General features: G+C 53.1%; 17 protein-coding genes and 1 riboswitch. Of the genes, 2 read left to right on the top strand and 15 right to left on the bottom strand.

From position 1 onward, the window contains the following. Positions 1–9: 9 nt before the first annotated feature. The 13 genes from PRECH8_RS13305 to rpiB all read right to left on the bottom strand — a co-directional run bounded on the left by PRECH8_RS13305 (position 10) and on the right by rpiB (position 9,910). Positions 10–564 (bottom strand): F0F1 ATP synthase subunit delta, encoded by a 555-nt coding sequence (locus PRECH8_RS13305; protein ID WP_200967578.1) that lies wholly within the window; start codon positions 562–564, stop codon positions 10–12. Positions 565–566: 2 nt separating this feature from the next. Next, positions 567–1,046, bottom strand: a complete 480-nt coding sequence (atpF, locus tag PRECH8_RS13300) for a F0F1 ATP synthase subunit B (RefSeq protein WP_200967577.1) — start codon at positions 1,044–1,046, stop codon at positions 567–569. 116 nt (positions 1,047–1,162) lie between these two features. Further along, positions 1,163–1,378, bottom strand: a complete 216-nt coding sequence (atpE, locus tag PRECH8_RS13295; protein WP_200967576.1) for a F0F1 ATP synthase subunit C — start codon at positions 1,376–1,378, stop codon at positions 1,163–1,165. Between the two features lie 64 nt (positions 1,379–1,442). Then, positions 1,443–2,204 (bottom strand): F0F1 ATP synthase subunit A, encoded by a 762-nt coding sequence (gene atpB / locus PRECH8_RS13290; protein WP_200967575.1) that lies wholly within the window; start codon positions 2,202–2,204, stop codon positions 1,443–1,445. 43 nt (positions 2,205–2,247) lie between these two features. Further along, a complete protein-coding gene (locus PRECH8_RS13285) occupies positions 2,248–2,619 on the bottom strand; it encodes an ATP synthase subunit I (protein ID WP_200967574.1) in 372 nt (123 codons plus the stop codon). Continuing rightward, a complete protein-coding gene (locus PRECH8_RS13280; RefSeq protein WP_200967573.1) occupies positions 2,616–2,855 on the bottom strand; it encodes an AtpZ/AtpI family protein in 240 nt (79 codons plus the stop codon). The genes PRECH8_RS13285 and PRECH8_RS13280 overlap by 4 nt, the downstream gene beginning before the upstream one ends. 229 nt (positions 2,856–3,084) lie before the next feature. Further along, positions 3,085–4,227: a non-hydrolyzing UDP-N-acetylglucosamine 2-epimerase gene (gene wecB, locus PRECH8_RS13275; protein ID WP_200967572.1), complete on the bottom strand. Its 1,143-nt coding sequence runs from the start codon at positions 4,225–4,227 to the stop codon at positions 3,085–3,087. Between the two features lie 133 nt (positions 4,228–4,360). Then, positions 4,361–4,990, bottom strand: a complete 630-nt coding sequence (upp, locus tag PRECH8_RS13270) for a uracil phosphoribosyltransferase (protein ID WP_200967571.1) — start codon at positions 4,988–4,990, stop codon at positions 4,361–4,363. Positions 4,991–5,215: 225 nt separating this feature from the next. Next, a complete protein-coding gene (gene msrA, locus PRECH8_RS13265; RefSeq protein WP_371871221.1) occupies positions 5,216–6,220 on the bottom strand; it encodes a peptide-methionine (S)-S-oxide reductase MsrA in 1,005 nt (334 codons plus the stop codon). Between the two features lie 185 nt (positions 6,221–6,405). Then, on the bottom strand, positions 6,406–7,206 hold the full coding sequence (gene pdaA / locus PRECH8_RS13260) for a delta-lactam-biosynthetic de-N-acetylase (protein ID WP_200967570.1): 801 nt from the start codon (positions 7,204–7,206) through the stop codon (positions 6,406–6,408). A 267-nt stretch (positions 7,207–7,473) separates the two neighbouring features. Next, the gene (glyA, locus tag PRECH8_RS13255) at positions 7,474–8,721 is read right to left on the bottom strand and encodes a serine hydroxymethyltransferase (RefSeq protein ID WP_200967569.1); all 1,248 of its coding nucleotides are present in this window, start codon (positions 8,719–8,721) and stop codon (positions 7,474–7,476) included. A 110-nt stretch (positions 8,722–8,831) separates the two neighbouring features. Further along, a complete protein-coding gene (locus PRECH8_RS13250; RefSeq protein ID WP_371871220.1) occupies positions 8,832–9,422 on the bottom strand; it encodes a TIGR01440 family protein in 591 nt (196 codons plus the stop codon). Positions 9,423–9,460: 38 nt separating this feature from the next. Then, positions 9,461–9,910, bottom strand: coding sequence for a ribose 5-phosphate isomerase B (gene rpiB / locus PRECH8_RS13245; RefSeq protein ID WP_200967568.1), 450 nt, complete (start codon positions 9,908–9,910; stop codon positions 9,461–9,463). Positions 9,911–10,049: 139 nt separating this feature from the next. Further along, positions 10,050–10,131, bottom strand: a riboswitch (ZMP/ZTP riboswitch). Positions 10,132–10,310: 179 nt separating this feature from the next. On the opposite strand from rpiB, the gene PRECH8_RS13240 reads away from it, so the two are divergent. Then, positions 10,311–10,877, top strand: coding sequence for an RNA polymerase sigma factor (locus PRECH8_RS13240; RefSeq protein WP_200967567.1), 567 nt, complete (start codon positions 10,311–10,313; stop codon positions 10,875–10,877). Beyond that, positions 10,874–11,359 carry a hypothetical protein gene (locus PRECH8_RS13235; RefSeq protein WP_200967566.1) on the top strand — a complete coding sequence of 162 codons (486 nt, stop codon included), beginning with the start codon at positions 10,874–10,876 and terminating at the stop codon, positions 11,357–11,359. Before PRECH8_RS13240 ends, PRECH8_RS13235 begins: the two co-directional genes overlap by 4 nt. A 210-nt stretch (positions 11,360–11,569) precedes the next feature. On the opposite strand, the gene PRECH8_RS13230 is transcribed toward PRECH8_RS13235, so the two are convergent. Then, positions 11,570–12,373 carry a low molecular weight protein arginine phosphatase gene (locus PRECH8_RS13230; RefSeq protein ID WP_276569120.1) on the bottom strand — a complete coding sequence of 268 codons (804 nt, stop codon included), beginning with the start codon at positions 12,371–12,373 and terminating at the stop codon, positions 11,570–11,572. 361 nt (positions 12,374–12,734) lie between these two features. After that, positions 12,735–13,313: a manganese efflux pump MntP gene (locus tag PRECH8_RS13225; RefSeq protein ID WP_242457587.1), complete on the bottom strand. Its 579-nt coding sequence runs from the start codon at positions 13,311–13,313 to the stop codon at positions 12,735–12,737. Positions 13,314–13,634: the final 321 nt, after the last annotated feature.

Genomic DNA, 13,634 nt, shown 5'->3' with positions numbered 1-13,634 from the left:
CCCTATCGTTTAAGCATTCTGCTTCAATTGTTTGCGCAGTTGTTCAAGCTTGCCTGCGATACTGCCGTCGTACAGCCGATCGCCGATCCGCACGCGGATGCCTCCGATCAGGGAGCGATCGACGATATTCTGCACTAGGATCTGTTTGCCCGTAATCTTGCTGAACTGCGCTGCGATCGCTTGGCTGTCTGCTTTCGAAAGCTCGTAAGCGGAGTACACGAGCGCCCGCGCTCTTCCCGCCTTCTCGTCAGCGATCTCCTCGTATGCTTGATACAACGCCGGAAGAAGGCTCCATCTTCCCCGTTCGATCAATAAGCCGAGGGTATTGTATAACAATTCAGACAACGAATCTCCGAAGACCTGTTTGATCACATCCATCTTCGCCTCATTCGTAACAGAAGGATGCGACAGGAAGCTTCGAACCATCGGGTCCTGTTCTTGCGCTTGCGCGAACAAGTCGACAACCGCCTTAAGCTGCTCGCCGATCTGTTCAGCTGCGTTCGCTTCTTCTGCGGAACTGTACAGCGCTTTAGCATAGCGCTTGGCTAAAATGAGGTCGCTCATGATTAACCTCCTACTTCTTTCAAGTACTGGTCAATCAATTCGGACTGTGTCTTCTCGTCGATCTGTTTGTCGATGATCTTCGAAGCGATGAGCACAGACATCTCGGTCACTTGGCTGCGCACTTCCGCAATCGCCTTCTCCTTCTCGTGCTGAATCTCTTTGACCGCTTCTTCTTTCATACGAGCAGACTCTTCCTGTGCGAGCTTCAGGATCTCTTCCGCTTGCTTCGTTGCATTCGCCTTCGCACGTTCGATGATCTCCGAAGCCTCATTTCTTGCTTGCTGCAAAGCCTCGCGCTGTTCCGCCAGAAGCTTCTCGCTGCTGAGCTTGTTCTCTTCCGCTTCTTTCAGCTGTGAGGTTACGAGCTCACGACGCTTCTCCATGATGGAAAACAGCGGACCAAAGGCATATCTGTGGAGAAAGTAGTACAATATACCGAACGCAACGACGGTCATGACAATATTTTCCCATGTAATATTCATGCAGGAAGTCACTCCCTTCAATCAGGTTCCAATACCCTCACGTATACCTCATGCAAAACAAAGGCGCGGACGGCTTCTGCCTTCCCCGCCATGCTAGAATATTGTCCCTATCTTGTTTATCCAGCGAATACAATCAAGAAAGCGATAACGGCCGCGGCTAGGGGAACGACCTCTACGATACCTACACCGATGAACATGGTTGTTTGCAGTGGTCCTCTTGCTTCAGGTTGGCGCGCGATCGATTCCACTGTACGGCTCACAATCAAACCGTTCCCCAGGGCTGCACTGATTGCCCCCAAACCAACTGCTATTGCTGCTGCTAACATTTCCATAATTAACTTCCTCCTATATCCATTTTGTTTAAAAATAAACTTAGTTCATCTATATTGCATAGGACTAATGTTCCTCATGCACCACAGCTTGCCCGATGTAGACCATCGTCAACATCGTGAAGATAAAGGCTTGCAAAGCACCTACGAATATACTGAAGCCTTGCCATGCGGACAGGAATGGAATTCCGAATATTCCTGCCTGCAGAATCGCGTAGATCAATACTTCGCCGGCGAAGATATTCGCGTATAGACGAATGGCCAGCGAGATCGGCCGCGAGAACTGCTCGATGATATTGATCGGCAAGAAAATCGGATAAGGCTCAATATAATGTCTTAAGTAATGCTTCCGGTTCATCCTTAAGCCTTGGATATGTATCACCAAGAAGACAACCAATGCCAGTCCCGTCGTGATCGAGATATCCGCGGTAGGGGATTTCCACCACAGAAGTTCTGCATGTTCTCCTTCCGCCAGATTCTTCGTCGCCTCAATCGCATAACCGAAGATCTGGACCTCGCCTTCAGCAATCGTTACGATGGAGAACGGCAGACCCAATAGGTTCGCCACGAAGATGAACAGCATCAGCGTCAAACCTAAAGAGATGAACACTTTCCCCTTGCGGAGATCCATGGCGCTGGCCACGATGTTCTGTACGAACTCCACCAGCCATTCCATGAAGTTCTGCAGCTTACCCGGATTCTCCACGGAGAGATTGCGGACTGCCAGTCTCGCTAATACGAAAGCGATGACACAGGTGACTGTCAACATAATTACGGCAGATAAGTCGATATTAAATCCGCCTATATTAATAATCGGTGAATCATGCATTCAAAGTATTCACCCCTTTCCAGCGAAGTAAAACCTTGAAGCTTCAGCTCCTCATACTCAGAAAAATCCCAACCGGGATCAGCAGCAGCGGCACGATGATCAATCCCGCTGCCGTCCCTTCAACGGAGATCTGTTCTAAGCGAAGGGCGGCCATGACCCCAAGCAAGGCAATCAGGAAGCGGATGCCAAAACCCAGGCCGAATCTTCGCGACTCTTGATTCACAACCGACTCCGTCACTTTGTGAATCCTTATCGCTAGATAGCGAACATTGATCAACCCGATCACAGCACCGATCAAGAACCCCGCCATGATCGGACGAAGATCGGGAAAGAAGACCCAGCCCAGCAAGGAAACCGATATCAACAGGTATGTCACTCTCGTGATCGCCTGGACGATCTTGTCCATATCCGTCATTCATCTTGCCCCCTCAGATATCTCACCATCAGCAGGATCGCACTCACCAAACCTAGAAGCATGCCGGCGACAGCGCCGAGCCCCTTCCACAATGGTGACAGCTCGAAATGCTTGACCAGCCATGCGCCTGCCAAGTATCCGATTATGATCCAGATTGCAAATTGGACGCCTATGCCGCTGAAGGCTAAGGCAATCTTGTATGAACTCGGGGGCTGTGCGGGTTTCTTGGGATTCATCGTCGTCCTCACTGGGTACGTTTGGCAGACCACCGCCAATGTTATAATTATAGCATCAGGTCATAATTATAACATAATCTTGGGTCTAATCCCAATAATCCTTACTTATTTTATCTAAGCGATATTTAGTTTGTCAATCGAAGGAATTAGCTGAATTTGCAAAAACGTCGAATTATCGACAATCATGCACCGTATATCTATTGTCGATGCGTGATATACGTCATTGAACCTATATTTTAAACTCCTCTGGGCGGGTGCTGGTTCGACCGAAATAATGCAAGATCGCTTGTACGATCCTGGGTGAGCAGCGTCCGTCTCCATAGGGATTCGCTGCTTGGCTCATCCTCTGATACAGCGCTTCGTCCGTAAGAAGCGCTTTCGTCCTCGCATAGACATGCTCTTCCTCGGTCCCCGCAAGTTCGAGTGTTCCGGCTTCGATCCCCTCCGGCCGCTCCGTCGTATCCCGCAGCACGAGAACCGGTACGCCGAAGGACGGCGCCTCCTCCTGCAATCCGCCCGAGTCCGTCAAGATCAGATGGGTATGCGGATAGAAATTATGCAGATCGACGACATCAAGCGGGTCCGTCAAGCGGATACGCGGATGATCGCCTAGGATCTCATAAGCAGGTTCTCTCACAGCAGGACTTGGATGGACGGGATAGATGACAGCGATATCATCCATCTCATCCGCGATGCGTCTCACCGCTTGGAAGATCTGACGGTGTTTCTGTCCTTGATTCTCCCGGCGATGGGCCGTCATCAGGATGATCCGCTTGCCTTGCGCCCATGTCAGCAGCGGATGGCTGTAATCTTCCCGCACCGTATATTGGAAGACGTCCGTGACCGTATTGCCCGTCGTGTAGATCGCCGACTCCGGTTTGTTCTCCTTCAGGAGATTCCCTGCCGACCAAGAAGTCGGTGCGAAGTGCAGATCAGCCAGCACGCCGGTGAGCTGCCGGTTCATCTCCTCCGGATAAGGGGACAGCTTATTCCAAGTGCGCAGGCCCGCTTCGACATGGCCGACCCGGATCTGCTGCAAGAACGCGGCATAGCTGGCTAAGAAGGTCGTGCTTGTATCCCCGTGCACGAGGACAAGATCAGGCTTCGCCTCTCGATACACCGGTTCCAGCCCTTCCAGCACGCGAATCGAGAGCTCCTGCAGCGTCTGCCGCTCCTTCATCACATTCAGGTCATAGTCGGGCGTGATCTTGAAGATCTCCAGCACCGAATCCAGGAGCTCGCGATGCTGAGCCGTCACGCAGACGAGGGATTCGATCTCCTCCGGATACCGCTTAAGCTCCAGCACTAAAGGCGCCATCTTAATCGCTTCCGGCCGTGTGCCGAAGATCGTCATGACTCTTAACTTAGACATCATTTCTACATCCCTTACCATAATATTCACAGCCGCCCCTGAACGAGGGAGCGGCGCTGGCTCGTGATGACCGCGCAGCCGGCGTCTATACGCCGGCGTATACGATCATCTTCGATGATCTCCTTCGTACCGGTCACTTCGTGCCGAACAGCCGATCGCCGGCATCGCCGAGCCCCGGTACGATATATCCTTGTTCATTCAGTCTCTCATCCACCGCTGCAACATAGATATCCACATCCGGATGTTCGCTGTGCACCGCTTCGATGCCTTCCGGCGCAGCGATAAGGCACATCAGCTTGATCTGTGTGCACTTGCGCTTCTTCAGCAGAGAGATCGCCGCAGCGGCTGAACCGCCTGTTGCCAGCATCGGATCGATGACGATCAATTCCCGCTCATGCACATCCGATGGCAGCTTCTCGTAATATTCCACCGGCTGCAGCGTCTCCGGATCCCGATACAGTCCGATATGGCCGACTTTCGCCGTTGGATGCAACCTAAGCACACCATCTACCATGCCCAGGCCCGCCCGCAAGATCGGCACTAAGCCCAGCATGCGGCCGGCGATCACTTTGCCTTTCGTGGGACATACCGGCGTCCTGATGTCGACCTCTTGCAGGGGGAGATCTCTCGTAATCTCATACGCCATCAGCATGGCCACTTCATCGACCAGCTGCCGAAAATCCTTAGTCTTCGTTTCCACATCTCTTATGTACGTTAACTTATGTTGGATCAGCGGATGATCGCATACCACTACTTTACCCATATTCTTCAGATGCCTCCGTACGGTTAGAGTGTACTGCCAGCTGTGCGGCCGGCGCAGACTGGCAGCTAGTTAAGCGTATTACAGGTCTTGGCTCGATGCAATTGCAAAATACACGAGAGATGAAAATCATTGTACAGTACCGTGAAGTTATGGCGATGAAAGTTTACATTTTACGTTCGATAGGTTGAACAAGGCACAGCCTCATACAGTCAGGGCTGGATCAGGTTATTTCTGCTGCTCCCTCTGCTCGAAGAGAACCCGGTATTCCCCGTATCCTTCCTTCTCCAGATCTTCCAAGGGGATGAAGCGCAGCGCCGCAGAATTGATGCAGTACCTCAGCCCGCCGTGCTCAGGCGGACCGTCGTTAAACACATGACCCAGATGAGAATCCGCCCACCTGCTGCGTACCTCCGTACGGACCATGTTGTGGCTGAGATCCAACTTCTCCTTGATGTTGTAGCTGTGTAGCGGCCTTGTAAAGCTTGGCCATCCGCAGCCTGCATCATACTTGTCCAAGGAGCTGAACAGCGGTTCGCCGGACACGATATCCACATAGATCCCCGGCTCATCATGGTCATAATATTCGTTCTGGAACGGCGGTTCGGTCCCGTTGTTCTGCGTGACCTCGTACTGCATCGGTGTCAGCCGCTTGCGCAGTTCTTCCGGGTCCGGTTTCTTCATCCAATGCTTCTCGATGAAGGCATCGCGCCCGGATGCTTCCCTGTACCGTTTGTAATGAAACGGATTTTTCTTGTGGAAGTCCTGGTGATACTCCTCAGCTTCATAGAAAGGTCCTGCCGGGAGAATCTTCGTGACGATCGGCTTGTTGAAGCGCCCGCTTCTTTCGAGCTCTTGCTTCGAAGCCTCGGCAGCGTTCCGCTGCTCTTCATTGTGATAGAAGATCGCCGTCTGATAGGACTGGCCGCGGTCGTTAAACTGGCCTCCCGGATCCGTCGGATCGATCTGCTGCCAGTAGATCTCCAGCAGGCGGGTATAGGGGAAGATATCCTCATCGTAAGTGATCTGCACGGCTTCATAATGACCGGTGGTACCTGCACAAACCTCTTCATAGGTCGGATTCTCTTTATGCCCGCCGGTATATCCGGACACGACCTTTAAGATGCCGGGCATATCTTCGAATGGAGATACCATGCACCAGAAGCAGCCTCCGGCAAAGGTTGCCCGTTGGATGTTCGAAGAGTTCACCATCATCGCCTCCTTCTTCTTCATTCCATATTAGCACGATTGAAAATCGGATACAAAACAAGATCCAGCCCATACAAAAAGAGCAAAGAGCACGCGGCCCTTCACTCATCCGATCATGCAACCATCATCATCCATTCCGCCCGCCGCCTCGCCCTGACTTCATTCCATCCGCAACCGCCTCGCCCTGACTTCATTCCTTCCGTTATCCATCAGTAATTTCGGACTTGCAGATCGTCCAAACTTTTGAACTCATAACCCTGTGCCCGGGCATCATCGATGATGCGGCCAAGGGCATCGGCATTGTCCTTCGATACGGCATGAAGCAGGATGACCGCGCCGGGATGCAGCTGGCCCATTACCTTGTCGTAGGCATACTGCGCGCCGCGCACTTGCTTCTTATCCCAATCGGCATAAGCAATCGACCAGAAAACGCTGGTATATCCGGCATCACGGCTGACCGCCAAGACTCGTTCATCGAAGATGCCCCGCGGCGGCCGCAGGTACCGCATCTCCTTCTGACCGGTCAGGCTCGCTACGGCCTCTTGGACCTTCACCAGTTCCTCTTTGATCTTCGCATCGGACAGGGTGGTCATATCGGGATGGGACCAAGAGTGGTTGCCGACGATATGCCCTTCTTCGGCCATGCGCTGCACAAGGTCCGGCGCGCTCTTCACATAATGCCCGGTAACAAAAAATGCCGCCGGCACCTGCTTCTCCTTCAGAACATCAAGGATCTTCGCCGTATAGCCGTTCTCATAGCCGTTGTCAAAGGTAAGGTAGAGTTCCTTCTGCGAAGAATCGCCCAGGAAAATCGCGCCATGCTTCTCCAGAATCGTCTTGAATCCTTCCTGTTCGATGGAGGGGAGACTTCCATCCTTGCTTCGCTTGAAGCCGAAGTGATACGGGGACCGGCCGCCCCCCGCCGGCTCGTTCAAGGGAAGCTTGATCGTCGTAAGCAGGGCCAGCGCTAGGACTGCCAGGATGGACAACATCGTGAATCCACGCCTCATGACAGGTTCGCTCCTTTCTCTAGTGGCGGCCGCTTTGCTGCGGCGGCCTCCCGCATGTTGATGTCCTCCAAATTTTCTCACCGAAGGAGCAGACTTATGACGATCAAATAATGGAAAAAGCAAACACCCTCCTATTCCGGAGAATAAGAGGGTGTCACCACAATCATGCGGCATGCCGGCTCACAGGCTGCCGCCGCTGATTGGCTTGAGTTTGGCGCCTATTGTTTGGGCTTATTTGGTCGAGCTCGCTGCTTGCTCTTTGTGTGCTTAGTATTCCAGTCCTTCATACAGCGGGAAGCGTTCCGTCAGCTCCTGCACTTGCGCGCGGGCCTTCTCCTTCACGCTCTCATCATGAGGAGCCTTAAGAACGGAAGCGATGATCTTCGCGATCACTTTCATCTCTTCCTCGCCCATGCCCCGTGTGGTCGCCGCCGGCGTGCCGATGCGGATGCCGCTTGTCACGAACGGGCTGGTCGGATCGAAGGGGATCGCGTTCTTGTTGACGGTGATCCGCACTTCATCGAGCACTTGCTCCGCATCTCTGCCGGTGATATTCAAACTGCGCAGGTCAAGCAGCAGCAGATGGTTGTCCGTACCGCCGGAGATGACATCGATGCCCTCCGCCATCAGCGCTTCGGCCAACACCTTCGCGTTCTTCACTACTCGCTCTGCATAAGCCTTGAATTCCGGCTTCAAAGCTTCGCCTAAGGCTACGCCCTTCGCCGCGATGACATGCATCAGCGGTCCGCCCTGGGTACCCGGGAAGACGGCCTTGTCGATCGCCGCCGCCCAAGACTTGCGCGTCATGATCATGCCGCCGCGCGGCCCGCGAAGTGTCTTATGCGTCGTCGTCGTCACGAAGTGCGCATGAGGCACTGGGTTCGGATGCAGACCCGCTGCCACCAGGCCGGCGATATGAGCCATGTCGACGAACAGCAGGGCTCCCACATCATTGGCGATGGAAGCGAAGGCTTCGAAGTCGATTGTCCGCGGATAGGCGCTGGCACCGGCTACGATCATGCGCGGCCGATGTTTGAATGCCGCCTTGCGCACCTCATCATAGTCGATCATATACGTCTCCGGATGGACGCCGTATGCAACGAAGTTATACAGGATTCCGGAGGCATTCACCGGGCTGCCGTGCGTAAGATGACCGCCATGCGCTAAGTTCATGCCCAGTACCGTATCGCCGGGATTAAGTGCTGCCAGATATACCGCCATGTTCGCTTGTGCCCCGGAATGCGGCTGCACGTTCACATGCTCCGCACCGAACAGCTGCTTCGCCCGCTCCCGTGCGATGTCCTCGACGATGTCGACGTACTCGCATCCGCCGTAGTAACGTCTGCCCGGGTAGCCTTCCGCGTACTTGTTCGTCAGCACGGAACCCATCGCTTCCATGACCGCACGGCTGACGATATTCTCCGATGCAATCAATTCGATATTATCCTGCTGTCTCTTCAGTTCTTGGCCCATCGCAGCTAAGATCTCCGGATCGGCCTTGCGTAGATGTTCCATATTGCTTCATCACCCTTCTATCATGAAATATAGTTACCGCCTGCATTCACGCCGTAATGACGTGCCGTATCGACATTTGGATGTTCGTACGGCGCTTCAGCTGGACTGGATCAACAGTTTCCTTCTGAGTTCGCTTCTAGTCTGTATACTGCACGTTCTCCGCCGATCAGCTTCGGCCTGGTATAGGCCGCGGTCACTCTCGCTTCGCCCACCTGACGCAGCGACGGGCGGAACGGTACAGCTACACGGCGCAGATGCATGCCGATGAGCGTCTCCCCGATATCGATGCCGGCATGCGCCTCTACGGCTTCGACCAGACAGGGCTCCGCAAGCTTGCGGTAGGCCAAAGCTGCCATCGATCCTCCTGCATTCGGCACCGGTACAGCTGTTACCTCTTCAAGCCCCATAGCCACGGCTGCCGAACGCTCCATGACGAGCGCGCGATTCAGATGTTCACAGCATTGGTAGGCTGTCCAGAAACCGGACTCTTGCCGCACCTTCTCCACTCCCGTGAAGATCGCCTCCGCAATCTCCAGAGCACCGGAGGTACCGATGCGCTGGCCGATCACCTCACTGGTGCTCACACCGATGACCAGCAGTCTGCCTGCGGTGAGTTTGGCTGCTTCCGCCGTCTCACGCACGATCGTCTCCGTCTGTCTTGCGATCATCGCAAGATCCGCCATCTGTCCCGCCACCTCCATCGTTATGATTCAAGGATCGTTATGGTTCTTGAAGCGGATTAGGATTGCTTCTCCTCCAGTGCTTGTACCTTCTGAATCCGATTCACGTGTCTCGGTTCGTTCGAGAATTCCGTCGTCAGCCATACGCGGACGATCTCCGCTGCCAGTCCGGGACCGATGACCCTCTCTCCCATCGCCAGGACATTCGTGTCGTTGTGCTCTCTTGTTGCCTTAGCTGAGAAAACATCATGAACCAACGCGCAGCGGATCCCTTTAATCTTATTCGCAGCAATCGACATACCGATGCCCGTGCCGCAGATGAGGATGCCGCGGTCCGCTTTGCCGGATACCACCTGCTCGCATACCGGGAGGGCATAGTCCGGATAATCCACCGAATCCCCGCATGTGCAGCCGAAGTCCATCACTTCATGGCCGAGCTCCTTGATGACTTTGATGATCTCATCTTTCAGCCGGAAACCTCCGTGATCAGCACCGATAGCAATTTTCATAAGTGATAACCTCCTTAACTGACTTCTATTATACCCATGTTCACGGCACAGGTCAGAGATGTTCGACACTCTGGAAGCATCCCTTTGTGTATCGAAAAATGACAACGGGCAGAGCAACCTAGCGCTTCATCAGCGCGAAGTGCTCTGCCCAGGCGACCGGCCGTATTGCCTGATGCTCCACCGTGGTTAACCCACTTCTGTCGCCAGTCACATCAGGCCAAGAATGTTGATTTCATCATACTTCATTTCGAAATTTCTGTAAAGCCCTCCTTTGAAGCTGCAACCAACGGCGCATCCTTTACATCCTAAGCCATTATGCTTAAAATCTGGTATATATGCTAATTTACTGTACGAAAATGCGTGCGCCTGTTAATTAGTGAATGTTGAAAGGATCAGCGGCATGAAAGAATGGTTCTATCTCCTCCTCCAATTTGAAGGTTTAAATCCCGAAGTGCAGCAAACGATCTATCGCTCTTTCTATTCGTATGTATACAAAGATATCTACTATCTGCTGCAAGATCACGCAGCGACCGAAGATATGATCCAAGAATCCTTCTTCAAGATCCTCTCGGCTGTTCATAAGTATGATGTGAAGAGGATCTTGCCCTGGATTAGGCAGGTTGCCCGCAACAGAGCACTGGATTACTTAAAAAGAATCGACAGAGAGCGTCATATCCTGTACGCGGAAGACGTCAATACTATAGAGAGCATATATGAAGCGAGCGCGGCTAGAGAGCTGCCCATCGACCAACATGTGGAAGAGATGATCCGCGATGAACTGCTGTACGAAGCGATCGCTGAACTCAAACCGGATTACCGTCTGATGATCATGCTGTACTATGTCGATGAACGGCCGCTTAAGAAGATCGCGGAGATGCTCGGTCTGGCGGAAACAGCCGCCAGTCAGAAGCTGTTCCGCGCCAGAAAGAAGCTGCTCCAACAGTTTCGAAGAAAGTGGGATCGATGATGGACCATGATAATCGACAGGATCAAACATTAAAACAAGCGCTGAAGCGAATATACGAGGAGATCGAGATTCCGGACAGCACCGAGTCTTGGAAGAGGGTTGAGGAGCGGCTTGCAAGGCGCAGATCTGTGCAGCGCTGGAATCAGAGACTGCGGTATATCGCTGCGGTTTTCATCGGTTCAGCTGTGCTGACTCTGGCGGTGAACATGAAGGTGCCGGGAGCCTACTCCTTCGTCACTCTGTTTCACAGCATCCAGAAGACGGTGGTGAGTTTCTATCATGAGACCTTTCCGGAACCCGTGGAGGATGGCCGCACAGGAGCTCTCACACCGCCGCCGGATATCGAGCACGGCTCGCCTATCGTGTATGCATCGCCGAACGAACACGGAAGCATACTGGTGATCGATACAACGTTAGATGAGCGATGGAGTGAGAATTGCAGCGGCATGCTTTCGCCGCCGAATAGGCGCACATCACCGTGATGCTGCAAACCGCCATAATACCGGAATCAGATTCCGTTAGCATCCCACGTAACATCTCACGTAGACATCCCCACGTTAACATCCCACGTTAACATTAACATCTCATATTAACATCCCATGCCTAAACCTGCGCATACAACAACGAGCCCTGTGCATCCCTATTCATGCCGGGCTCGTTTAGTATTGAAGATGATGTATGGCGGTTTCCGCTTAGGATGGATCTTGTTTCTCCCCGCCTTCGCCGCTCTCCATGTTCTGTTCGTTCCCATCACCAGCATCTGGCAGATGATTGTTTTCAGCCCCTGACTGATATTCGTCTTCAGTTCCTAATCGATGTTCGTCTTCAGTTCCTGGCAGATGCATGTCTCCTGATTCAGGAAGATGCTCAGATTCAATTCCTGACAGTTTCTCGCCCGCAGACCCTTCATAAAGTCCGTTCGCAGATCCTTGCAATTTATCGATCAGCCGCTTGAGCTCTTCTTCGATCTCAACCGCACAATGATCATACACCCGCTGATCCCCGCCGAAAGGGTCCGCAATATCGAAATTTGGAAGCAGCTGTTCCAATTCCAACAGCCGCTCCTTATCCCGTTCATCGAGGGGCTGATTCGCCGCAATGCTCAGCTGCATACCGGCGATCAGCGACTCCCGTTCCTCCAGGTGACGACGCAATTCCAGATCATCCCGGGTATATTCTTTGAGCGCGTAGACTTTGTCGATCGCATCCGGGTACTGCTCTATGACCGCCCGCTTATGCCCGATCGTCATCGTCAAGATCAGATCAGCCCAAGCAATATCCTCTTCGCTCAAAAGCTTAGATCGATGCTCTGCGGAGATGCCCCGGTCTTTGAGCGCTTTTTGCGATTTGTCCGACATCGGCGTGCCGGTAAGAGCAGCGACGCCGACCGAGCGGGCTTCTGCTGCGATGCCGGCTTGCTTGGCCATATGGTTGAATATAGCTTCCGCCATTGGCGAACGACATGTATTGCCTGTGCATACAAACAATATGCGCATCATATCGGTCTTCCTCCTCTAATCTTGCGGTTGCCGCACCAAGCTGCAGCGTTGCTTAACCTGGCGCCCGATCATGTGAGCTGACATCCGATCCAGGCTGCTTTCCTTTACTGCATTTGTACACTTTCACAGCCGCTTTATCCCTTCGTGATTGTATCATGGAGAAGAGAGGCGTCGATACCCTGTCCGAAAATCACATCTCATGCTCAGTTAATGCTGCATGCAATCAGCCGCAAGGTTATCTATCTTATTGTACCTTAGATTAAGAATATTATGGAGGGATGACCGAATGATCTCTTCGATGCTTTTTGGTTATCAGATCCCATCCCGCCTCTGCACCTTGCACATACCGCCCTAAAACTCATATCCACAAGAACTTAATGCCAAAGAGGATGAGAATCAACCCGCCAACGGCTTCCCCGTAATCGCCGAGCAGGCCATTGAAGTGCCTGCCAAGCCACAGACCTCCTGCCGCCATCAGCCCCCCGCATAGACCGAACAGCATCATCGTCAGCAGGATATCAGCATGAAACAGCCCAAGGGACAGGCCGACGGAGAAGGAATCCACGCTCACGCTGAGGCCAAGCACCATCAAGCCCAGAAACGTATGATGATCGATGGGCTCCATCTGTCCAGTATGAAATGTGCTGTATACCATATGAGAACCGAGTATGACCAACAGGAGGCCGCCGCACAACGTCGCGATATTGCCCAGCAGCGTGCTGACATAGTTGCCGGTGAACATCCCCATTAGGGGCATGAGGATGTGGAACATACCGACGATGAAGCTGATCTTCATGATGTGCAGCAGCCGGATCCCCCTGATCCCGATCCCGACTCCCAGGGAGAAGGCATCCAGCCCCAATGCCAGCGCCATCACTAAGATCGCCAGGAATTGACCGGTATACACCGCCGGATCCATACTCAAGTAAGCATTCATCGCCCCGCATCCCCCTGTCCTGCTGATCTCTGTACAACCTATGCGGACAGGTTGGGAATCATAACTATGAAAGTTAGGACAGCCGCGCCGACTCTCCGCTTGGCGATGCTGCGCAGGCAGATGTGCATGTGCTGCAGCGCTTAAAGTTGCGTCTGCTGTTGCATTTGCTGTTGCGTTGCTGTTGCATTTGCTGTTGCGTTGCTGTTGCGTTTGCCGTTGCGTTTGCCGTTGCGTTTGCCGTTGCTATTGTACGCATGCTGATGCTAACGGAATAGGCGGATTAGCCCCCTAAGTTTGGACACATCCTCACATAAACTTAGG

It is taken from the genome of Insulibacter thermoxylanivorax (assembly GCF_015472005.1).
Taxonomy (GTDB): domain Bacteria; phylum Bacillota; class Bacilli; order Paenibacillales; family DA-C8; genus Insulibacter; species Insulibacter thermoxylanivorax.
This window is presented reverse-complemented; position numbering and strand designations above follow the sequence as displayed.